Origin of the sequence: Dyadobacter arcticus, assembly GCF_011762185.1 — a bacterium.
GTDB classification, from domain to species: Bacteria; Bacteroidota; Bacteroidia; order Cytophagales; family Spirosomataceae; genus Dyadobacter; species Dyadobacter arcticus.
The window spans coordinates 90,397-105,393 of sequence record NZ_JAASQJ010000001.1; the positions used below are offsets into that span (position 1 = coordinate 90,397).

General features: G+C 45.7%; 9 protein-coding genes. 8 read left to right on the forward strand and 1 reads right to left on the reverse strand.

All coding sequences use genetic code 11. The features are described 5' to 3' along the window. The 7 genes from FHS68_RS00380 to FHS68_RS00410 all read left to right on the forward strand — a co-directional run bounded on the left by FHS68_RS00380 (position 1) and on the right by FHS68_RS00410 (position 10,640). Positions 1–2,904 carry a PVC-type heme-binding CxxCH protein gene (locus FHS68_RS00380; RefSeq protein ID WP_167266056.1) on the forward strand — a complete coding sequence of 968 codons (2,904 nt, stop codon included), beginning with the start codon at positions 1–3 and terminating at the stop codon, positions 2,902–2,904. Positions 2,905–2,933: 29 nt separating this feature from the next. Beyond that, entirely contained in the window at positions 2,934–5,687 is a 2,754-nt protein-coding gene (locus tag FHS68_RS00385) for a DUF1553 domain-containing protein (protein ID WP_167266059.1), read from the forward strand. A 125-nt stretch (positions 5,688–5,812) separates the two neighbouring features. Then, the gene (locus FHS68_RS00390) at positions 5,813–7,288 is read left to right on the forward strand and encodes a DUF1501 domain-containing protein (RefSeq protein WP_167268638.1); all 1,476 of its coding nucleotides are present in this window, start codon (positions 5,813–5,815) and stop codon (positions 7,286–7,288) included. A gap of 14 nt (positions 7,289–7,302) precedes the next feature. Further along, positions 7,303–7,626, forward strand: a complete 324-nt coding sequence (locus tag FHS68_RS00395; protein ID WP_167266061.1) for an L-rhamnose mutarotase — start codon at positions 7,303–7,305, stop codon at positions 7,624–7,626. Positions 7,627–7,670: 44 nt separating this feature from the next. After that, positions 7,671–9,167 carry a c-type cytochrome domain-containing protein gene (locus FHS68_RS00400; RefSeq protein WP_167266064.1) on the forward strand — a complete coding sequence of 499 codons (1,497 nt, stop codon included), beginning with the start codon at positions 7,671–7,673 and terminating at the stop codon, positions 9,165–9,167. 32 nt (positions 9,168–9,199) lie between these two features. Then, positions 9,200–10,123: a sugar phosphate isomerase/epimerase family protein gene (locus FHS68_RS00405; protein WP_167266066.1), complete on the forward strand. Its 924-nt coding sequence runs from the start codon at positions 9,200–9,202 to the stop codon at positions 10,121–10,123. A gap of 73 nt (positions 10,124–10,196) precedes the next feature. Beyond that, on the forward strand, positions 10,197–10,640 hold the full coding sequence (locus FHS68_RS00410; RefSeq protein ID WP_167266069.1) for a barstar family protein: 444 nt from the start codon (positions 10,197–10,199) through the stop codon (positions 10,638–10,640). 116 nt (positions 10,641–10,756) lie between these two features. Here the strand turns inward: FHS68_RS00410 and pnuC are convergent, their stop codons facing one another. Next, entirely contained in the window at positions 10,757–11,374 is a 618-nt protein-coding gene (pnuC, locus tag FHS68_RS00415; RefSeq protein ID WP_167266072.1) for a nicotinamide riboside transporter PnuC, read from the reverse strand. Between the two features lie 204 nt (positions 11,375–11,578). Here pnuC and mfd point away from each other — a divergent pair, with 204 nt between their 5' ends. Continuing rightward, positions 11,579–14,932 carry a transcription-repair coupling factor gene (gene mfd, locus FHS68_RS00420; RefSeq protein WP_167266075.1) on the forward strand — a complete coding sequence of 1,118 codons (3,354 nt, stop codon included), beginning with the start codon at positions 11,579–11,581 and terminating at the stop codon, positions 14,930–14,932. Positions 14,933–14,997 lie beyond the last annotated feature (65 nt).

Genomic DNA, 14,997 nt, shown 5'->3' on the forward strand with positions numbered 1-14,997 from the left:
ATGACCTCAACGACTTTCACACAGCCTAAAGCTGCCTTTTTTCTGGCAGGTACTGTATTACTGCTTTTTACTGCAATACAGTTTGGGAGTAAAAAACATTTAGCACCTAAACAATCCGAAAGCGCGGTCGTCAGCAAAGATGATTCATCAAAACTATATGTGCCGGATGATCTGGAAGCGACCCTTTGGGCGGAAGCACCGTTGTTTTACAATCCGACAAACATGGATATCGACGCAAGAGGTCGCGTCTGGATTACTGAGGCAGTAAATTATCGCGATTTCAATACCAAACCAGCCGAGCGGCTAAGCCACAAGCAAAAAGGCGACCGGGTCATGATATTGGAAGATAAGGACGGCGACGGGAAAGCCGAATCTTCAAAAGTTTTTGTAGAGGATACATTGCTGACCTCGCCATTGGGCATTGCGGTTATTGGCAACAAAACAATCGTATCCTGCGCGCCTAACCTTATTATTTATACAGATAAAGACGGTGACGACAAACCCGACAGCCGCGAAGTGTTCCTGACCGGTTTCGGCGGTTTTGACCATGATCATTCCCTTCATTCGCTGATCGTTGGCCCCGACGGAAAGTATTATTTTAATACGGGAAATGCTGGTCCGCACAAGGTCACGGATAAAAGTGGCTGGACATTAAGAAGCGGGAGCTTATACTTCGGCGGGACGCCTTATAATAAATCGAATCAGGGAAACCAGAAATCGGATGATGGGAAAGTGTGGGTAGGAGGGCTTGCTTTGAGAATAAATCCCGATGGTACCGGCCTGAAAGTGCTTGGTCATAATTTCAGGAACAGTTACGAGGTTTGCCTGGACAGCTACGGCAATATGTGGCAGAATGACAATGACGATCAGGTCATTACCTGTCGCGTTTCATTTTTGCAGGAAGGCGGAAACGCCGGGTATTTTTCGGCAGATGGTAATCGCTTTTGGCAAGCCGACCGCCGTCCGGGACAGGATATTTTCACAACACATTGGCATCAGGAAGATCCGGGCGTGATGCCCGCCGGAGATAATACGGGTGCTGGCTCGCCCACAGGGACTGTTTTTTACGAGGGCGATGCATTGGGCGAAAACTATCGCGGAACATTGCTAAGCTGCGAAGCGGGCCGCAATGTGATCTTCGCCTATCAGCCCGTTGTGAAAGGTGCCGGTTTTACACTGGATAGAAAAAACCTGATCAGCTCATTTCCACAGGCCAATGAACGATATGAATGGTATGAAACTGATAATGATTTCAGAAAATGGTTCCGCCCGTCCGATGCTGCCGTCGGGCCGGATGGCGCGCTTTACGTTGCCGACTGGTACGATCCGGTAGTGGGAGGTCACGCGATGAAAGACAAAAAAGGGTATGGAAGAATTTACCGCATCACGCCAAAAGGCAAAAAGTTAACCGTTCCTAAAATAGACTTTTCAACAACTGCAGGATTGATCGAAGCATTGAAAAATCCAGCGATCAATGTTCGTGCGCTTGGTTTTGAAGGTTTGAAAAAGAAGGGTGAAACAGTTATCGGAGACGTTAAGAAACTGCTGACAGCTGAAAATCCTTTTCACCAAGCCCGAGCAATTTGGTTAATGTCGCAATTGGGTGAAAAGGGCCAGAAAGAAGTGGAAACACTTTTGGCGTCAAGCAATGCTGCACATCGGCTAACTGCTTTCAGGGCATTGAAGTCTGTTGGAGATGCGGAAAAGCATTTAATGCAAATGGCGAAAGATCCGGATGCCGCTGTGAGGCGGGAAGTTGGCATTGCTCTTCGGGATTTGAATGTGAAAAAATCTTTGCCTGTAATTAAAGAACTGATCAATCGATACGATGGCGAGGATCCGTGGATGCTGGAAGCGATCGGTACCGCAGCCTTGGGCAAGGAAAAGGAAGTATATGCTTATGTGCATGAAAAATTCCCTTCCACTCCCGAGAAGTGGGAAAATAGCAAAGCCAATCTGATCTGGCGGCTGCATCCTACCGAGGCTATTAATGACCTGAAAATGAGGGCTTCGTCTGAAAAGATATCACCATCTCAACGTCGTAAAGCACTCACAGCCATCGGTTTTATCAACGATAAAAAGGCGGTAGATGCGATGGTATCATTATCGAAATCTACTTTACCTGATGTTTCTACACAGGCTTCCTGGTGGCTCAATTTCCGGAAAACAAATGATTGGGCTGATCTGGCCAATTGGGAAGAGGCTGTGGTAGCCATGTCTCCAGCTTATAAAAAAATGCTGGAAATAAAGAAAACGGTAGCTGATAAAAATCAGGATCTATCAACCCGCATTGAATTGGCCAAAAAAATGGCTGCTGATCCTGACGGTGGAAATATTCTCGTAGATATGCAGGTACAGGGGCAATTACAGGATACCATCGCCAAATCGGTGAGCGAGATCATTTTTAAGCATCCCGATCAGAATGTGCGGGTGATCGCGAGCCAGTTTTTTCCACGAAACGGAAAGGTTTTGAAGACGGATTTTATAGCCAGAATGTCTGCCGTTCCTTCCAATGGTGAAAAAGTATTTTTCAATACTTGCGCAGCTTGCCATAAACATGGGGAAAAAGGCGCTGAGATAGGTCCGGATCTGACCCAAATTCATAAGAAGTTTGATAAAGCTGGGCTTTTAGACGCCATTATCAATCCATCTGCCGCAATGGGTTTTGGATATGAGAGTTACACCATTGTGACCAAAGCCGGTGAAACTTATTTCGGATTCTTAATGAGCGATGGTGCCAATGTTGTTTTGAAAGACGCTTCTGGACAGCAGCACGCTGTCAAAGCAGATCAGATCAAAAGCAGGGAAAAGATGCCGTTATCCATGATGCCGGAACCTACTGCCCTGAATCTGAACGAGCAAGATTTGGCGGACCTTACCGGTTATTTGCTCAATTTTAAGTAAATTAAAATTCGCAAAAGATTCAATCATTCATGTTAAGAAGAATAGTCATACTCACCGGAATTTTGGGATTGGCCGTTGGCTTGTGGTCGTGGTGGGGTAACAGGGAAAATTCCGGGATTGATTACAACACACAGGTAAAGCCAATTCTCAATAAAAATTGCATGGGCTGTCATGGGGGTGTTAAGAAAGCAGGCGACGTTAGCTTCCTTTTTGAACATGAAATGTTGGAACCCGGCAAATCAGGTAAAATCCCTGTCGTTCGCGGAGATGCACACTCCAGTGAAATGATCCGGCGCATTATGAGCGACGACCCAGAGGAGAGAATGCCGAAAAACGGCAATCCGCTCAATGAGGACGACATTGATATTCTTCGTACGTGGATCAATGAAGGTGCAAAGTGGGAAACACATTGGTCTTACAAACGGGCTGAAAAGCCAGAAGTGCCGTCATTAGATAACTTCAGCAACCTTTTTGGGTTGCTGAATATTGGGGATAAAAAATGGGCTAAAAATGAGATAGACAATTTTGTTCTTGAAAAACTTAAAGAGAAAAACCTCTCCGTATCTCCCGAAGCCAATCGTGCTACATTGATCCGACGGGTCAGCCTGGATTTGACAGGACTTCCTCCGACTGAGAAGGAAGTGGTTGATTTTGAGAATGATCAATCGGAAAATGCATACGAAAAAGTAGTTGACCGGCTGTTGAAATCCCCTTCTTATGGTGAGCGATGGACATCCATGTGGATGGATCTGGCCCGATATGCAGATACCAAGGGATATGAAAGCGACGGCGGACGCACCATGTGGCGATATCGCGATTATGTGGTCAAATCATTTAATGATGACAAGCCTTTCGATAAGTTTACAATCGAACAATTGGCGGGCGATTTGCTTCCAAAGGATAAGAATGGCTTTCCATTGGAAGAAAACCTGATTGCTACTGGTTATCACCGCAATACAATGACTAACAATGAAGGAGGAACTGATGATGAAGAATTTCGTATTGCCGCACAGATCGATCGCGTAAACACAACCTGGGAAGTTTGGCAGGGAACTACTTTCGGTTGCATTCAATGTCACAGCCATCCTTATGATCCCATTCCGCATGAAGATTATTACAAATACATGGCGTTTTTCAATAGCTCCAGGGATGAGGATGTATGGGACGAGTGGCCCAAATTAAGATTTTACAAAGGAGAAGATTCGGTGCGGGTTGAGCGGGTTAAGGATTGGATCAGGCAAAATAATCCCAAGCAAATTGAGGAGGTAACCCAATTTATAAAGGTGATGGAGCCCAAGATCAACGCCCACAATTTTGTAAAAGGCGACGAATCGACTGTTTTGCTAATATCTTATTATGGTGTCAAAAACAATGGGAATGCGAAGATTTCGCAGGTTAACCTTACGGGTGCGGATAATGTTGTCATGAATGTTTCGACCAGGGCAGAGAATGCAGTGATGACCTTGCATCTGGACAAATTGGACGGGCCAGTTATTTCAGAAATTGAAGTTCCGGCTCGGGATAGTGTGGTCATAGCGCCTGTAACTCCCACTACCGGAAAGCATGATATATTCTTATCAATGAAAAGTCCGAAGACGCCGGAGGAATGGGTAAGGATTACATGGATGGCATTTCAAAAAGCTTTGCCAGGCGCAGATAAACCTGATTATCCAAACATTGTTGCCGATTATGCCACGGTGTTAACCCGGCCAACCGAAGGAATGCCGGTGATATGGGAGGGAAAAGGAGATTTTGCTAGGAAAACAAATGTGTTCGTAAGAGGTAATTGGATGGTGAAAGGAGCAGAAGTAAAGCCGGATGTTCCAAAACTACTGGCTCCAATGCCCAAAGGTGCTTCGAAGGACCGGCTCGGATTGGCAAAATGGATCGTAAGCCGCGACAATGCATTAACCGGTAGGGTGATCGTAAACCGCTTCTGGGAACAACTTTTCGGGAAAGGCATTGTGGAAACCGTTGAGGATTTCGGTTCTCAGGGAAGTGAACCAACGCATCCCGAGCTATTGGATTGGCTAGCTGTCAATTTTATTGAAGAGGATCATTGGAGTGTTAAGAAACTCCTGAAAACAATTACCATGTCGGCGACATACCGGCAGGCTTCAAAAACGGATCAGGATAAATTAGAAAAAGACCCATACAACGTCTGGATTTCGCGTGGGCCGCGTGTACGATTGAGCGCAGAACAGGTTCGTGACCAGGCACTGGCGTGCAGCGGGCTCATCTCTCATAAAATGTACGGACCGGGCGTCATGCCGCCACAGCCCGACAAAATCTGGCAGTCGCCATATAGTGGTGAAAAATGGACATTGAGCGAGGGTGAGGACCGGTACAGACGGGGCGTTTACACCTATTGGAAGCGTACAGCGCCCTATCCTTCGATGGTAACATTCGATGCGCCGAGTCGGGAGTTTTGTCAGTCCCGAAGAATTTTGACCAATACCCCATTACAGGCATTGGTTACATTGAATGATCCGGTTTATCTGGAAGCCGCAGAGAAACTCGCAACCAAAATGCAGAAAAGGGGCAAAACGCCGGAACAGCAATTGACCGAGGGTTACCGAATGCTAACATTCCAGCCCATCGAGCAGAAGAATTTGAAGGTACTGGTGAAGGTTTACAAAGAAGCATTATCGGCATATCAGAAAAAGCCTGTGGATGCGGACAGTATCCTCGCATATGGAAAAGAAAGGTCTCCGGAATTAGCCGCATTGACCATATCGGCCAATGTAATGCTGAATCTGGATAATGTTGTAACAAAAGAATGAGACCGTTGGCTGAAGCCGAACGGACATAGATTGCTGCTATCAATTGCCCCATTGGCTGAACTGAGACTAGCAATATTGTTATCAATTGCCCCTTGCTTCAGCCAGGGGATATGAAAGAAAAAAATATGGAAAAGCTGTTAAAGGAACTTCAACATGCGGATTTGCATCGCCAGACAAGGCGGCATTTTCTGCAATCGGCTGGTTTTGGACTGGGGGCATTGGGATTGGGCTCGCTTTTGGGCTCATGCAGTTCATCTTCCACGGAAACTGCCGGTGCAACCGGAATAGCCAATGCGCGGATTCCCCAATTTTTGCCAAAAGCCAAACGGGTGATTTACATCCACATGGCGGGCGCGCCTTCACAGCTCGAATTATTCGATTATAAGCCCCAATTACAGAAGTACCACGGTCAGGATTGCCCAGCTGAATTTTTGGAAGGGAAGAAATTTGCATTCATTCAGGGCGTTCCGAAAATGCTTGGTGCACAAAGCAATTTTGCCCAATACGGCCAGTCCGGTGCATGGATGTCGGATTATGTGCCTTACTTACAAACTGTTGCTGATGAAATTACATTTTTGAAAGCAATGCATACCGACCAGTTCAACCACGCGCCTGCGCAGTTGCTCATGCATACCGGAAGCGCGCGTTTGGGGCGCCCTAGCCTTGGAGCTTGGTCAGTTTACGGCCTAGGATCAGAAAATCAGAATTTGCCTGGATTTATTGTATTAGCCTCAGGCGGACAGCAGCCTGATGCAGGTAAAAGTGTTTACGGAAGTGGTTTTCTCCCGTCGGTTTACCAGGGCGTGCAATGTCGTACCGGCGGTGATCCAGTGTTGTATGTGAGCGACCCGAGTGGGATGAACCGAGATATGCGGAAACAGACCATTGAGGCAATTAATGAGATCAATCGCCAGACTTATGAAGAGGTACAGGACCCGGAAATATTGACCAGGATCAGTCAGTACGAAATGGCATTCAGGATGCAGATGTCTGTGCCGGAAGTGATGGATGTTTCCAAGGAGCCGCAGTTTATACTGGATATGTATGGCGTGAAACCGGGTGAAGGGACATTTGCAATGAATTGTCTGTTGGCTCGAAAACTGGTTGAAAATGATGTCCGCTTTGTCCAGTTGTTTGACTGGGGCTGGGACGGGCATGGTACTTCCAAAGACCATAATGTTGAAGGAGGATTGCGGCAGAAATGCAGGGAGTCGGATCAGCCGATCGCGGCTTTGATCAAAGACCTTAAAATGAGGGGCTTATTGGAAGAAACGCTGATCATTTGGGGAGCGGAATTCGGCAGGACGCCGATGCAGGAAAATAGAAATGGTCTCGTAATGCCATTTATGGGCCGTGACCACCATTTGGATGCATTCACGATGTGGATGGCTGGCGGCGGCGTGAAGCAGGGATTTTCCCATGGCGAAACCGACGAACTGGGTTATTATGGTGTAAAAAATCGTGTGCATGTACATGATTTACAGGCTACAATCCTGCATTTAATGGGTTTTAATCATGAAAAATTCACCTATCCTTTCCAGGGACGCAATTTCAGGCTGACGGATACGGAAGGAAAGGTAGTTAAAGAAATAGTCGCTTAAATGATCAGGATTAAATGGAAAATGGGCAGGTTAAGGCATTCCGGATGCAATTGAAACCGGGTTATGAAGCGGAGTACCAAAGACGGCACGGTGAAATCTGGCCGGAGCTTAGCGAACTGCTCATAAATGCCGGTATCATGGAATACTATATTTTTATTGACCCCATAACGCTGGCTCTTTTTGCTTTTCAAAAACTCGGAAATCATGACACGACTGCGACATTATCGGCATTACCTATTATGAAAAAGTGGTGGGACTATATGGCTGACATTATGGAAGTGAATGATGATAACTCGCCAAAAGCAATCAGCTGCCCCGAGGTTTTCAGGCTGTCCTGACTTATAAAAGAATAAATTTTAACTAAACCCGTCACATCATCAGTATGTTATACCCGCTTCTCCAGGCCTCTTCCTGGGCGATGTTTGTCGGAAGGTTCCATCCGGCATTGGTGCATTTTCCAATCGGTTTTTTATTGATAGCAGCATTGCTGGAAATCGGGCGACGTACGGGTAAAGTGGCGGTTTCCGAAAGTGCAATTCGTTTTATTCTGTTTTTCTCTGCCATTGGCGCTACGCTTGCCTGCGTCGCGGGTTACCTTTTATCATTAGGAGGAGGGTACGATGAACAACTGCTGGATAATCACATGTGGCAGGGAATTGGCGTGGCCGTTTTTGCCTGGATTGCCTGGCTGATCAAATCGGATAGGCTTAAAAGCAAAGTACCATATGGCTCGTTGATCTATTTACCGGCCTTTTTATTGGCTACTATTTTAACACTCACAGCCGGACATGACGGCGGATCTCTGACGCACGGACAGGGATACCTCACCCAATACACACCTGAACCATTCCGTGGACTTGCCGGAATTCCTCCGTTGGAAGAGAAAGGAATGGAGATCAAACCGCTTTCTGACGTGCAGCAAGCGGTTGTTTACAACGAAATCGTGCAGCCAATTTTGCAAGCCCGCTGCGCCCAGTGTCACAATGCAAGCAAACAGAAAGGTGATTTGAGGGTCGACCAGCTTGCATTGTTACTGAAAGGCGGCGAAGGCGGCCCCGCTTTTATCCCGGGCAAGGGATCGGAAAGCGATATGATCAAACGCTGCCTGCTGGATGAAAATGATGATGACCATATGCCACCAAAAGGCAAGCCGCAATTAACCACCGACCAGATCGAATTGATTTCGTGGTGGATAGATCAGGGCGCTCCGGCTGACAAAAAGGTAGCTGAGCTAAAAATGACGGAAGCAATCAAACCAGCGCTTGCTTCGCTGGGCCAGGGCGCAGTCCTTGGTAAAACAAAGAAGCAGGAATCCGCTGTATTGAGCCTGAAAGTCCCGGCGGCCAGCGAACAGGCACTTGAAAACCTAAGAAAAGCAGGATTGATCGTCAACACATTATCGCAAGACCAAAACCTGATTGAGGTAAGTGCGGTGAACGCGCCCAATTTCGACGATAAGCAGATGGAATTGCTTAAACCGGTGGCCGAGCAGATCGCATGGCTTAAATTGGGAGATACTAAGATCACCGATGCCGCTTTGGAACAAATCTCCAAGTTCCCCAATCTTAATAAGCTGCATCTGGAACATACGGTGATCTCAGATAAAGGTATCAATGGTTTAAAAGGCCTTAAATATCTTGAATATCTCAATGTGGTTGATACAAAAGTCGGGGATGCTGGCCTGAAAAATGTGGCTGGAATGAAGGGACTCAGATCAGTTTACGTCTGGCAGTCCGCTGTGACCGACAGCGCTGTAAGCCAGGTTAGCAAGCAAAATCCAGATTTATTGGTTGTCAATGGCTTTAATGAGGCGGCAGTTGCAGAATTTTTAAGGGCGGGCGACACCACATCTACCAAAGCAGAGGCCAAAAAGCTTTGATCACTAGTAATATCAAGAATTATTCTTCTAAAATGAACCGTCGTAATTTTATGAGCAGTGCCCTCGCATCAGCAGGAGTTTTGACAGGGTTTGAGGCAATTGCCGAGGCCAGTGCAGCTCCTTTTCAATTTGAAAATAAATTGTCTTTAAAAATCCTGGGAACCAACTGGGGCTTTGAAGGAACCACGGACGCCTTCTGCGCAGCTGTAAAAAAAGAAGGGTATGACGGAATAGAAATTTGGTGGCCTGATACCAGAGACAAGCAAAATGAGCTGTTTACCGCTTTGAAAAAACACGGATTGGAAGTAGGCTTTCTCTGCGGCTCGGGAGAAACCGATTATGCTGTCCATTTGGATGCTTTCAAAAAATCCATCACCGCAGCGACCACCGAATATGTGCAAAAGCCTTTGTATGTGAATTGCCATAGTGGCCGGGACCACTTCACCTATGATCAAAACAAAGCTTTTATAGACCATACCTCAGAGGCAACCGAAAAAACCGGTATTCCGATCTACCATGAAACCCACCGCGGAAGAATGCTTTTTGCCGCACACATCACCCGCAATTTCATCGAAAAAAACCCCCAATTGAGGTTAACACTGGACATTTCGCATTGGTGTAATGTACATGAGAGTTTGCTTACAGATCAGCAGGAAACGGTGAAGTTGGCGTTGTCGCGCGTTGGCCACATCCACTCGCGGATCGGACATGAGGAAGGGCCGCAGGTGAATGATCCCCGCGCACCGGAATGGGATGCAACTGTAAAAGCGCACCTGGCCTGGTGGGATGCAGTGGTTGAACAGAAAGTGAAAAGTGGAGAAACATTGACGGTCCTGACCGAATTTGGCCCGCCTCATTATTTGCCAACAGTACCATTTACAAATCAGCCCCTGGCGGATCAATGGGCTATCAATGTACATATGATGCAAATGTTAAGAAAGCGGTATTTGAAGTAATTGACAGCCCTTTTAGTGATCAGGGCTTGCGTTTTTCCATATCTTGCAAGGTCATTAATCGCATATCATTATTATGAAAAACACGCACTTTCTGATTGCAAAGCAGGGATCAGATGTCCGTAAGTCGTTCCTGGGAGCGTTTATCGCCGCTGTCGACGGCAGCAAATCCACTACGTTAAGGGAATTTTACGACCACGTTGCGGCCGCAATGCATTTTGAGGAAGAGCCGGTTGCAAACCTGGAAGTCCTCGACCAGATGTTGAATGATTTGGAATGGATTAAGGAGCAAAAAGTGATCATTTTCATTGATCATTCCGCAGAATGGCTTTCGAAGGAAAAATCAGAGGATAAAATCCTGTCGATTATTGATGTGCTGGATGCTACTGCCGAGGATTGGAAGTGGCTGGATGAGGAAGAAGGCGTTACCAAAAAAGACCTTCAGATCATTTTCCAGGATTCAGAGCGAATCCGGGGCTTCCTGGAAGATCAGGAGATTCCGTTTGGGGAGTTGGAATAGCAGGGAGTTATTTGTTGTCAGGTATTGTCATATGTGGTCATTTATAGTCACTTATTGTATAAGAAATAGTAAACTATCAATGACAACCAATGACAATTCTTGACTATAAATGACATTCAAGCTACCTCGGAACCACGTACCGCATCCCTTCGCCACTGCACATATCCAATCATTGCGAGAATTAAAAACACTGCGTAAAGGATTGCGGTGAGATGCAGTGATTTATAAAAATACATAACTACATAACAGGCATCGGCGATGATCCAGAGTATCCAGTTTTCGAGGTATTTCCTGGCCAGCATCCATTGACCGATCAGGCTCGCAACTGTTAAGGCCGAATCTGCATAGGTAAGGCTTGCATTTGTAAATCTGCCGAGCAGAAATCCCCAAAGAAGGGTAATGATAACAAATAATGCCCCAAAAATTGGATAGAGGTGTTTGGGTGTAAATGTTACCTCAATCCCGTCGTGGTTTTTCCCTCCAAATTTCCACATCCACCAACCATAAATGCTGGTCAAGAAATAATATCCCTGCAAACCCATATCAGCATACAGTCTTACCTGCCAGAAAACCGCTGCATAAAGCACTGCATTGATGATTCCGAAAAACCAGCCCAACACATTCTGGCGGGTATTCAGATAAACATAAATCGCACCTGTCAGAAAGCCCAGGATTTCAAGGGGCGTTGCGGTGAAGCCTCCAAGCGAAACGAGTTTATTGAGCCAGTTTATCATGATTAATGTATTGGTAATCGTAAAAATAGAATGATATAACGGATTTCGGCTTATTTTTGTAACCAGGGACAACAGTCAAGACAAAAGTCGAAAAACCGTTGTTACTTCTTTTTGCCGGTCGGGGGAATTATCCCGAAACGGCTTTTTGCGTTTACATTCACTGCCGGGATTTCATTAAAATCAGGGCTCTATTACTGAAAATACTTGGACGTTAAAGACTTATTGACACTATATGGAGGTGATTCTTACCTCGATCTGCTGGTGACACAGATCGCCTCCAAAACTCCGGAAGCCGCACATATTCAAATCAAGGGATTGGTAGGCAGCCTCGACGCTGTGGTGACGGCGGCAATTCAGCAGCGGGCGAAAAGTCCTGCCCTGTATGTTCTGAGCGACAGGGAAGAGGCAGCCTATTTTCACAACGATTTCCAGAATCTGATTGGCAAAGCAGAGGTTTTGTTTTACCCCACTTCATATAAACGGCCTTACCATTACGAGGAAGTGGATAATGCCAATGTTCTGATGCGTGGTGAAATTCTGAATAAACTCAATGTCGGCCGCTCAACGCCAATGCAGATTGTGACTTACCCGGAAGCCTTGTTTGAGAAAGTAATCAACAAACGTTCGTTAAAGGCTAACACATTCTCTGTCAAAGTTGGTGAAAAGCTTGATCCTGCATTTCTGTCGGAGTTTCTTACAAATTACGGATTCGAAATCACTGACTTTGTCTTTGAGGCGGGACAGTTTTCGGTCAGGGGAGGGATTCTGGATGTATTTTCATTTGCCAATGAACATCCATTTCGCATAGAGCTGTTTGGCGACGAAGTGGAAAGCATTCGTTCGTTCGATCCGGATACCCAGCTTTCTATTGAAATGGCCAAACAAATCAACATTGTCCCTGATATCCAGCAAAAACTTTCCCACGAAACCCGCGAATCTTTTCTCAGCTTTTTGCCAGCAGATACCGCCGTTTGGTTCAAAGATGCGGAATTGACATTAGAAGTGATTGAAAACTGTTTTGAAAAAGCTGAAAAAGCGTTGCAGGAAGTTACCAGCGGCGGGATTCAGATCGTTTCAAATCCCCAGGACCTTTTCGAAACGCGCCGAGGTTTTTTAAACCATGTTAAGCAGTTCAAAACGATTGAATTTGGTAAAAAGGGGTATTTCAAAACAGAAAGTAAATTACCTTATTCCTCCAAGCCGCAACCATCATTTAACAAGGATTTCAAAAGGCTTTTAGACGATTTGTCTGAAAATCAGTCCAAAGGTTACGTTAATATTATTGTCGCCGACCAGCCCAAGCAGCTGGACAGACTGGAAAGGATTTTTGAAGATCTGGATCCGTTTGTAAAATTTCAGCCAATGCACATTTCCCTGAGGGAGGGTTTTGTGGATGACAATGTGAAAGTGGCTTGCTATACAGACCATCAGATATTTGCCCGTTTTCATAAATACAGGCTCAAAGAAAAATTTACTAAATCCAAAGCGATTACCCTCAAAGAGCTGAAATCATTGCAGCCAGGGGATTTTGTAACGCATGTGGATTATGGTATCGGCCGGTTTGCGGGTTTGGAGCGCAAAGATGTAAACGGAACGCAGCAGGAGGCGATCAGGCTGATTTATAGGGATAATGACCTACTCTATGTGAGTGTGCATAACCTTCATAAAATCGCGAAATATACCGGCAAGGAAGGTACGCCGCCTGCAATGAGCAAGCTGGGCTCAGGTGAATGGGAAGCCAAGAAATCCAGGGTTAAGAAACAACTTAAAGATATTGCGCATGAGCTCATTGAGCTTTACGCGAAACGCAGACAGGCGCACGGTTTTCCATTTTCGCCAGATAATTACATGCAAGCCGAGCTGGAATCATCCTTTATATATGAGGATACGCCCGATCAGGCCACGGCTACCACCAGTGTGAAGGACGATATGGAAAAAGGCAGTCCAATGGACCGGCTGGTTTGTGGGGATGTAGGTTTTGGAAAAACAGAGATTGCCATCCGCGCTGCATTTAAGGCAGTTTGTGATAGCAAGCAAGTTGCCGTGCTGGTGCCGACCACGATTTTAGCGATGCAGCATTTCAAAACATTCAGCGAACGCCTGGCCGATTTCCCTGCGAAAGTCGGTTATATCAATCGCTTTAAGTCTACCAAGCAAATTAAGGATACATTGAAAGAGGTAGAGGAAGGAAGGATTGATATTCTGATTGGTACCCACCGGATTTTGAATAAGGATGTGAAATTCAAAGATCTGGGGCTTCTTGTTATTGATGAAGAGCAAAAATTCGGCGTAAAAGCGAAAGACCGGTTGAAGGAAATGCGTGTCAATGTGGATGTACTTACATTAACGGCCACGCCCATTCCGCGGACGCTGCATTTCTCTTTACTTGGCGCGCGGGATCTTTCTGTGATAGCTACTCCACCACCAAACCGTCAGCCGGTTACCACCGAGGTACATACGTTCAGCGAAGAATTTATCCGTGATGCTGTGAGTTTTGAAGTACGCCGCGGCGGGCAAGTTTTCTTTGTCCATAACCGGGTTAATGACATTGAATCGATTGCAAATATTATTTTGCGATTGGTCCCGGACGTTCGGATCGGCGTGGCACACGGGCAGATGGAAGGAGATAAGCTGGAAAAAGTAATGGTTGCATTTATTGAAGGGGAATATGATGTACTGGTTTCTACCAATATCATTGAATCCGGGATTGATATTGCGAATGCCAATACCATTATCATCAACTCGGCGCATATGTTTGGTTTGTCGGACCTTCACCAGATGCGCGGACGTGTGGGACGGTCCAACAGAAAGGCATTCTGTTATCTTTTGACCCCGTCGGTATCAACATTGGCCAGCGACTCCCGCAAACGTTTACAGACATTGGAAGAGTTCTCGGAATTGGGCGACGGTTTCAAAGTAGCGATGCGTGATCTGGACATCCGTGGCGCGGGTAACTTGCTAGGAGCCGAGCAAAGTGGATTTGTAAACGATCTTGGATACGAATTGTACCATAAAATGCTGGATGAGGCGGTGCAGGAGTTGAAAAACAATGAATTCAAAGACCTTTTCTCAACCGCCCTGGGGCTTCCTAAAAACCTGGTTCCGGATACACAGATCGAAACGGATTTTGCGACGTTAATCCCGGAGACTTATGTCAAAAATATTTCAGAAAGACTATCGTTATATACCCGCCTTGACAATATTGAGACGGAAGAAGAGCTGAGTAAATTTGAACAGGAAATTCTGGATCGCTTCGGACCTATTCCTTTTGAGGTTCAGAATTTATTAAAAACGGTTCATTTGCGCTGGGAAGCAGAGATTTTGCACTTTGAAAAACTAACTTTAAAGAGCAATACAATGAAAGGCTACTTCGTTACTTCGCAGAATGACGCGTTTTTTCAGTCAGCCAAGTTCGGTCAGGTGATTGATTACATTAAAAAACACCCGAAACAGATTGCATTAAAGGATCAAAAAGGTAAATTGATGCTGATCTGTGAAGATGTTAGGAATATTGACCAGGCCAGAACTATACTAAGAGAGATGCAACGTCCTGAATAATTTCAGAGTTTTTTCGATTGATTTCATACATTTGCGGTTTCGCATACTACAAAATACCAAACTTT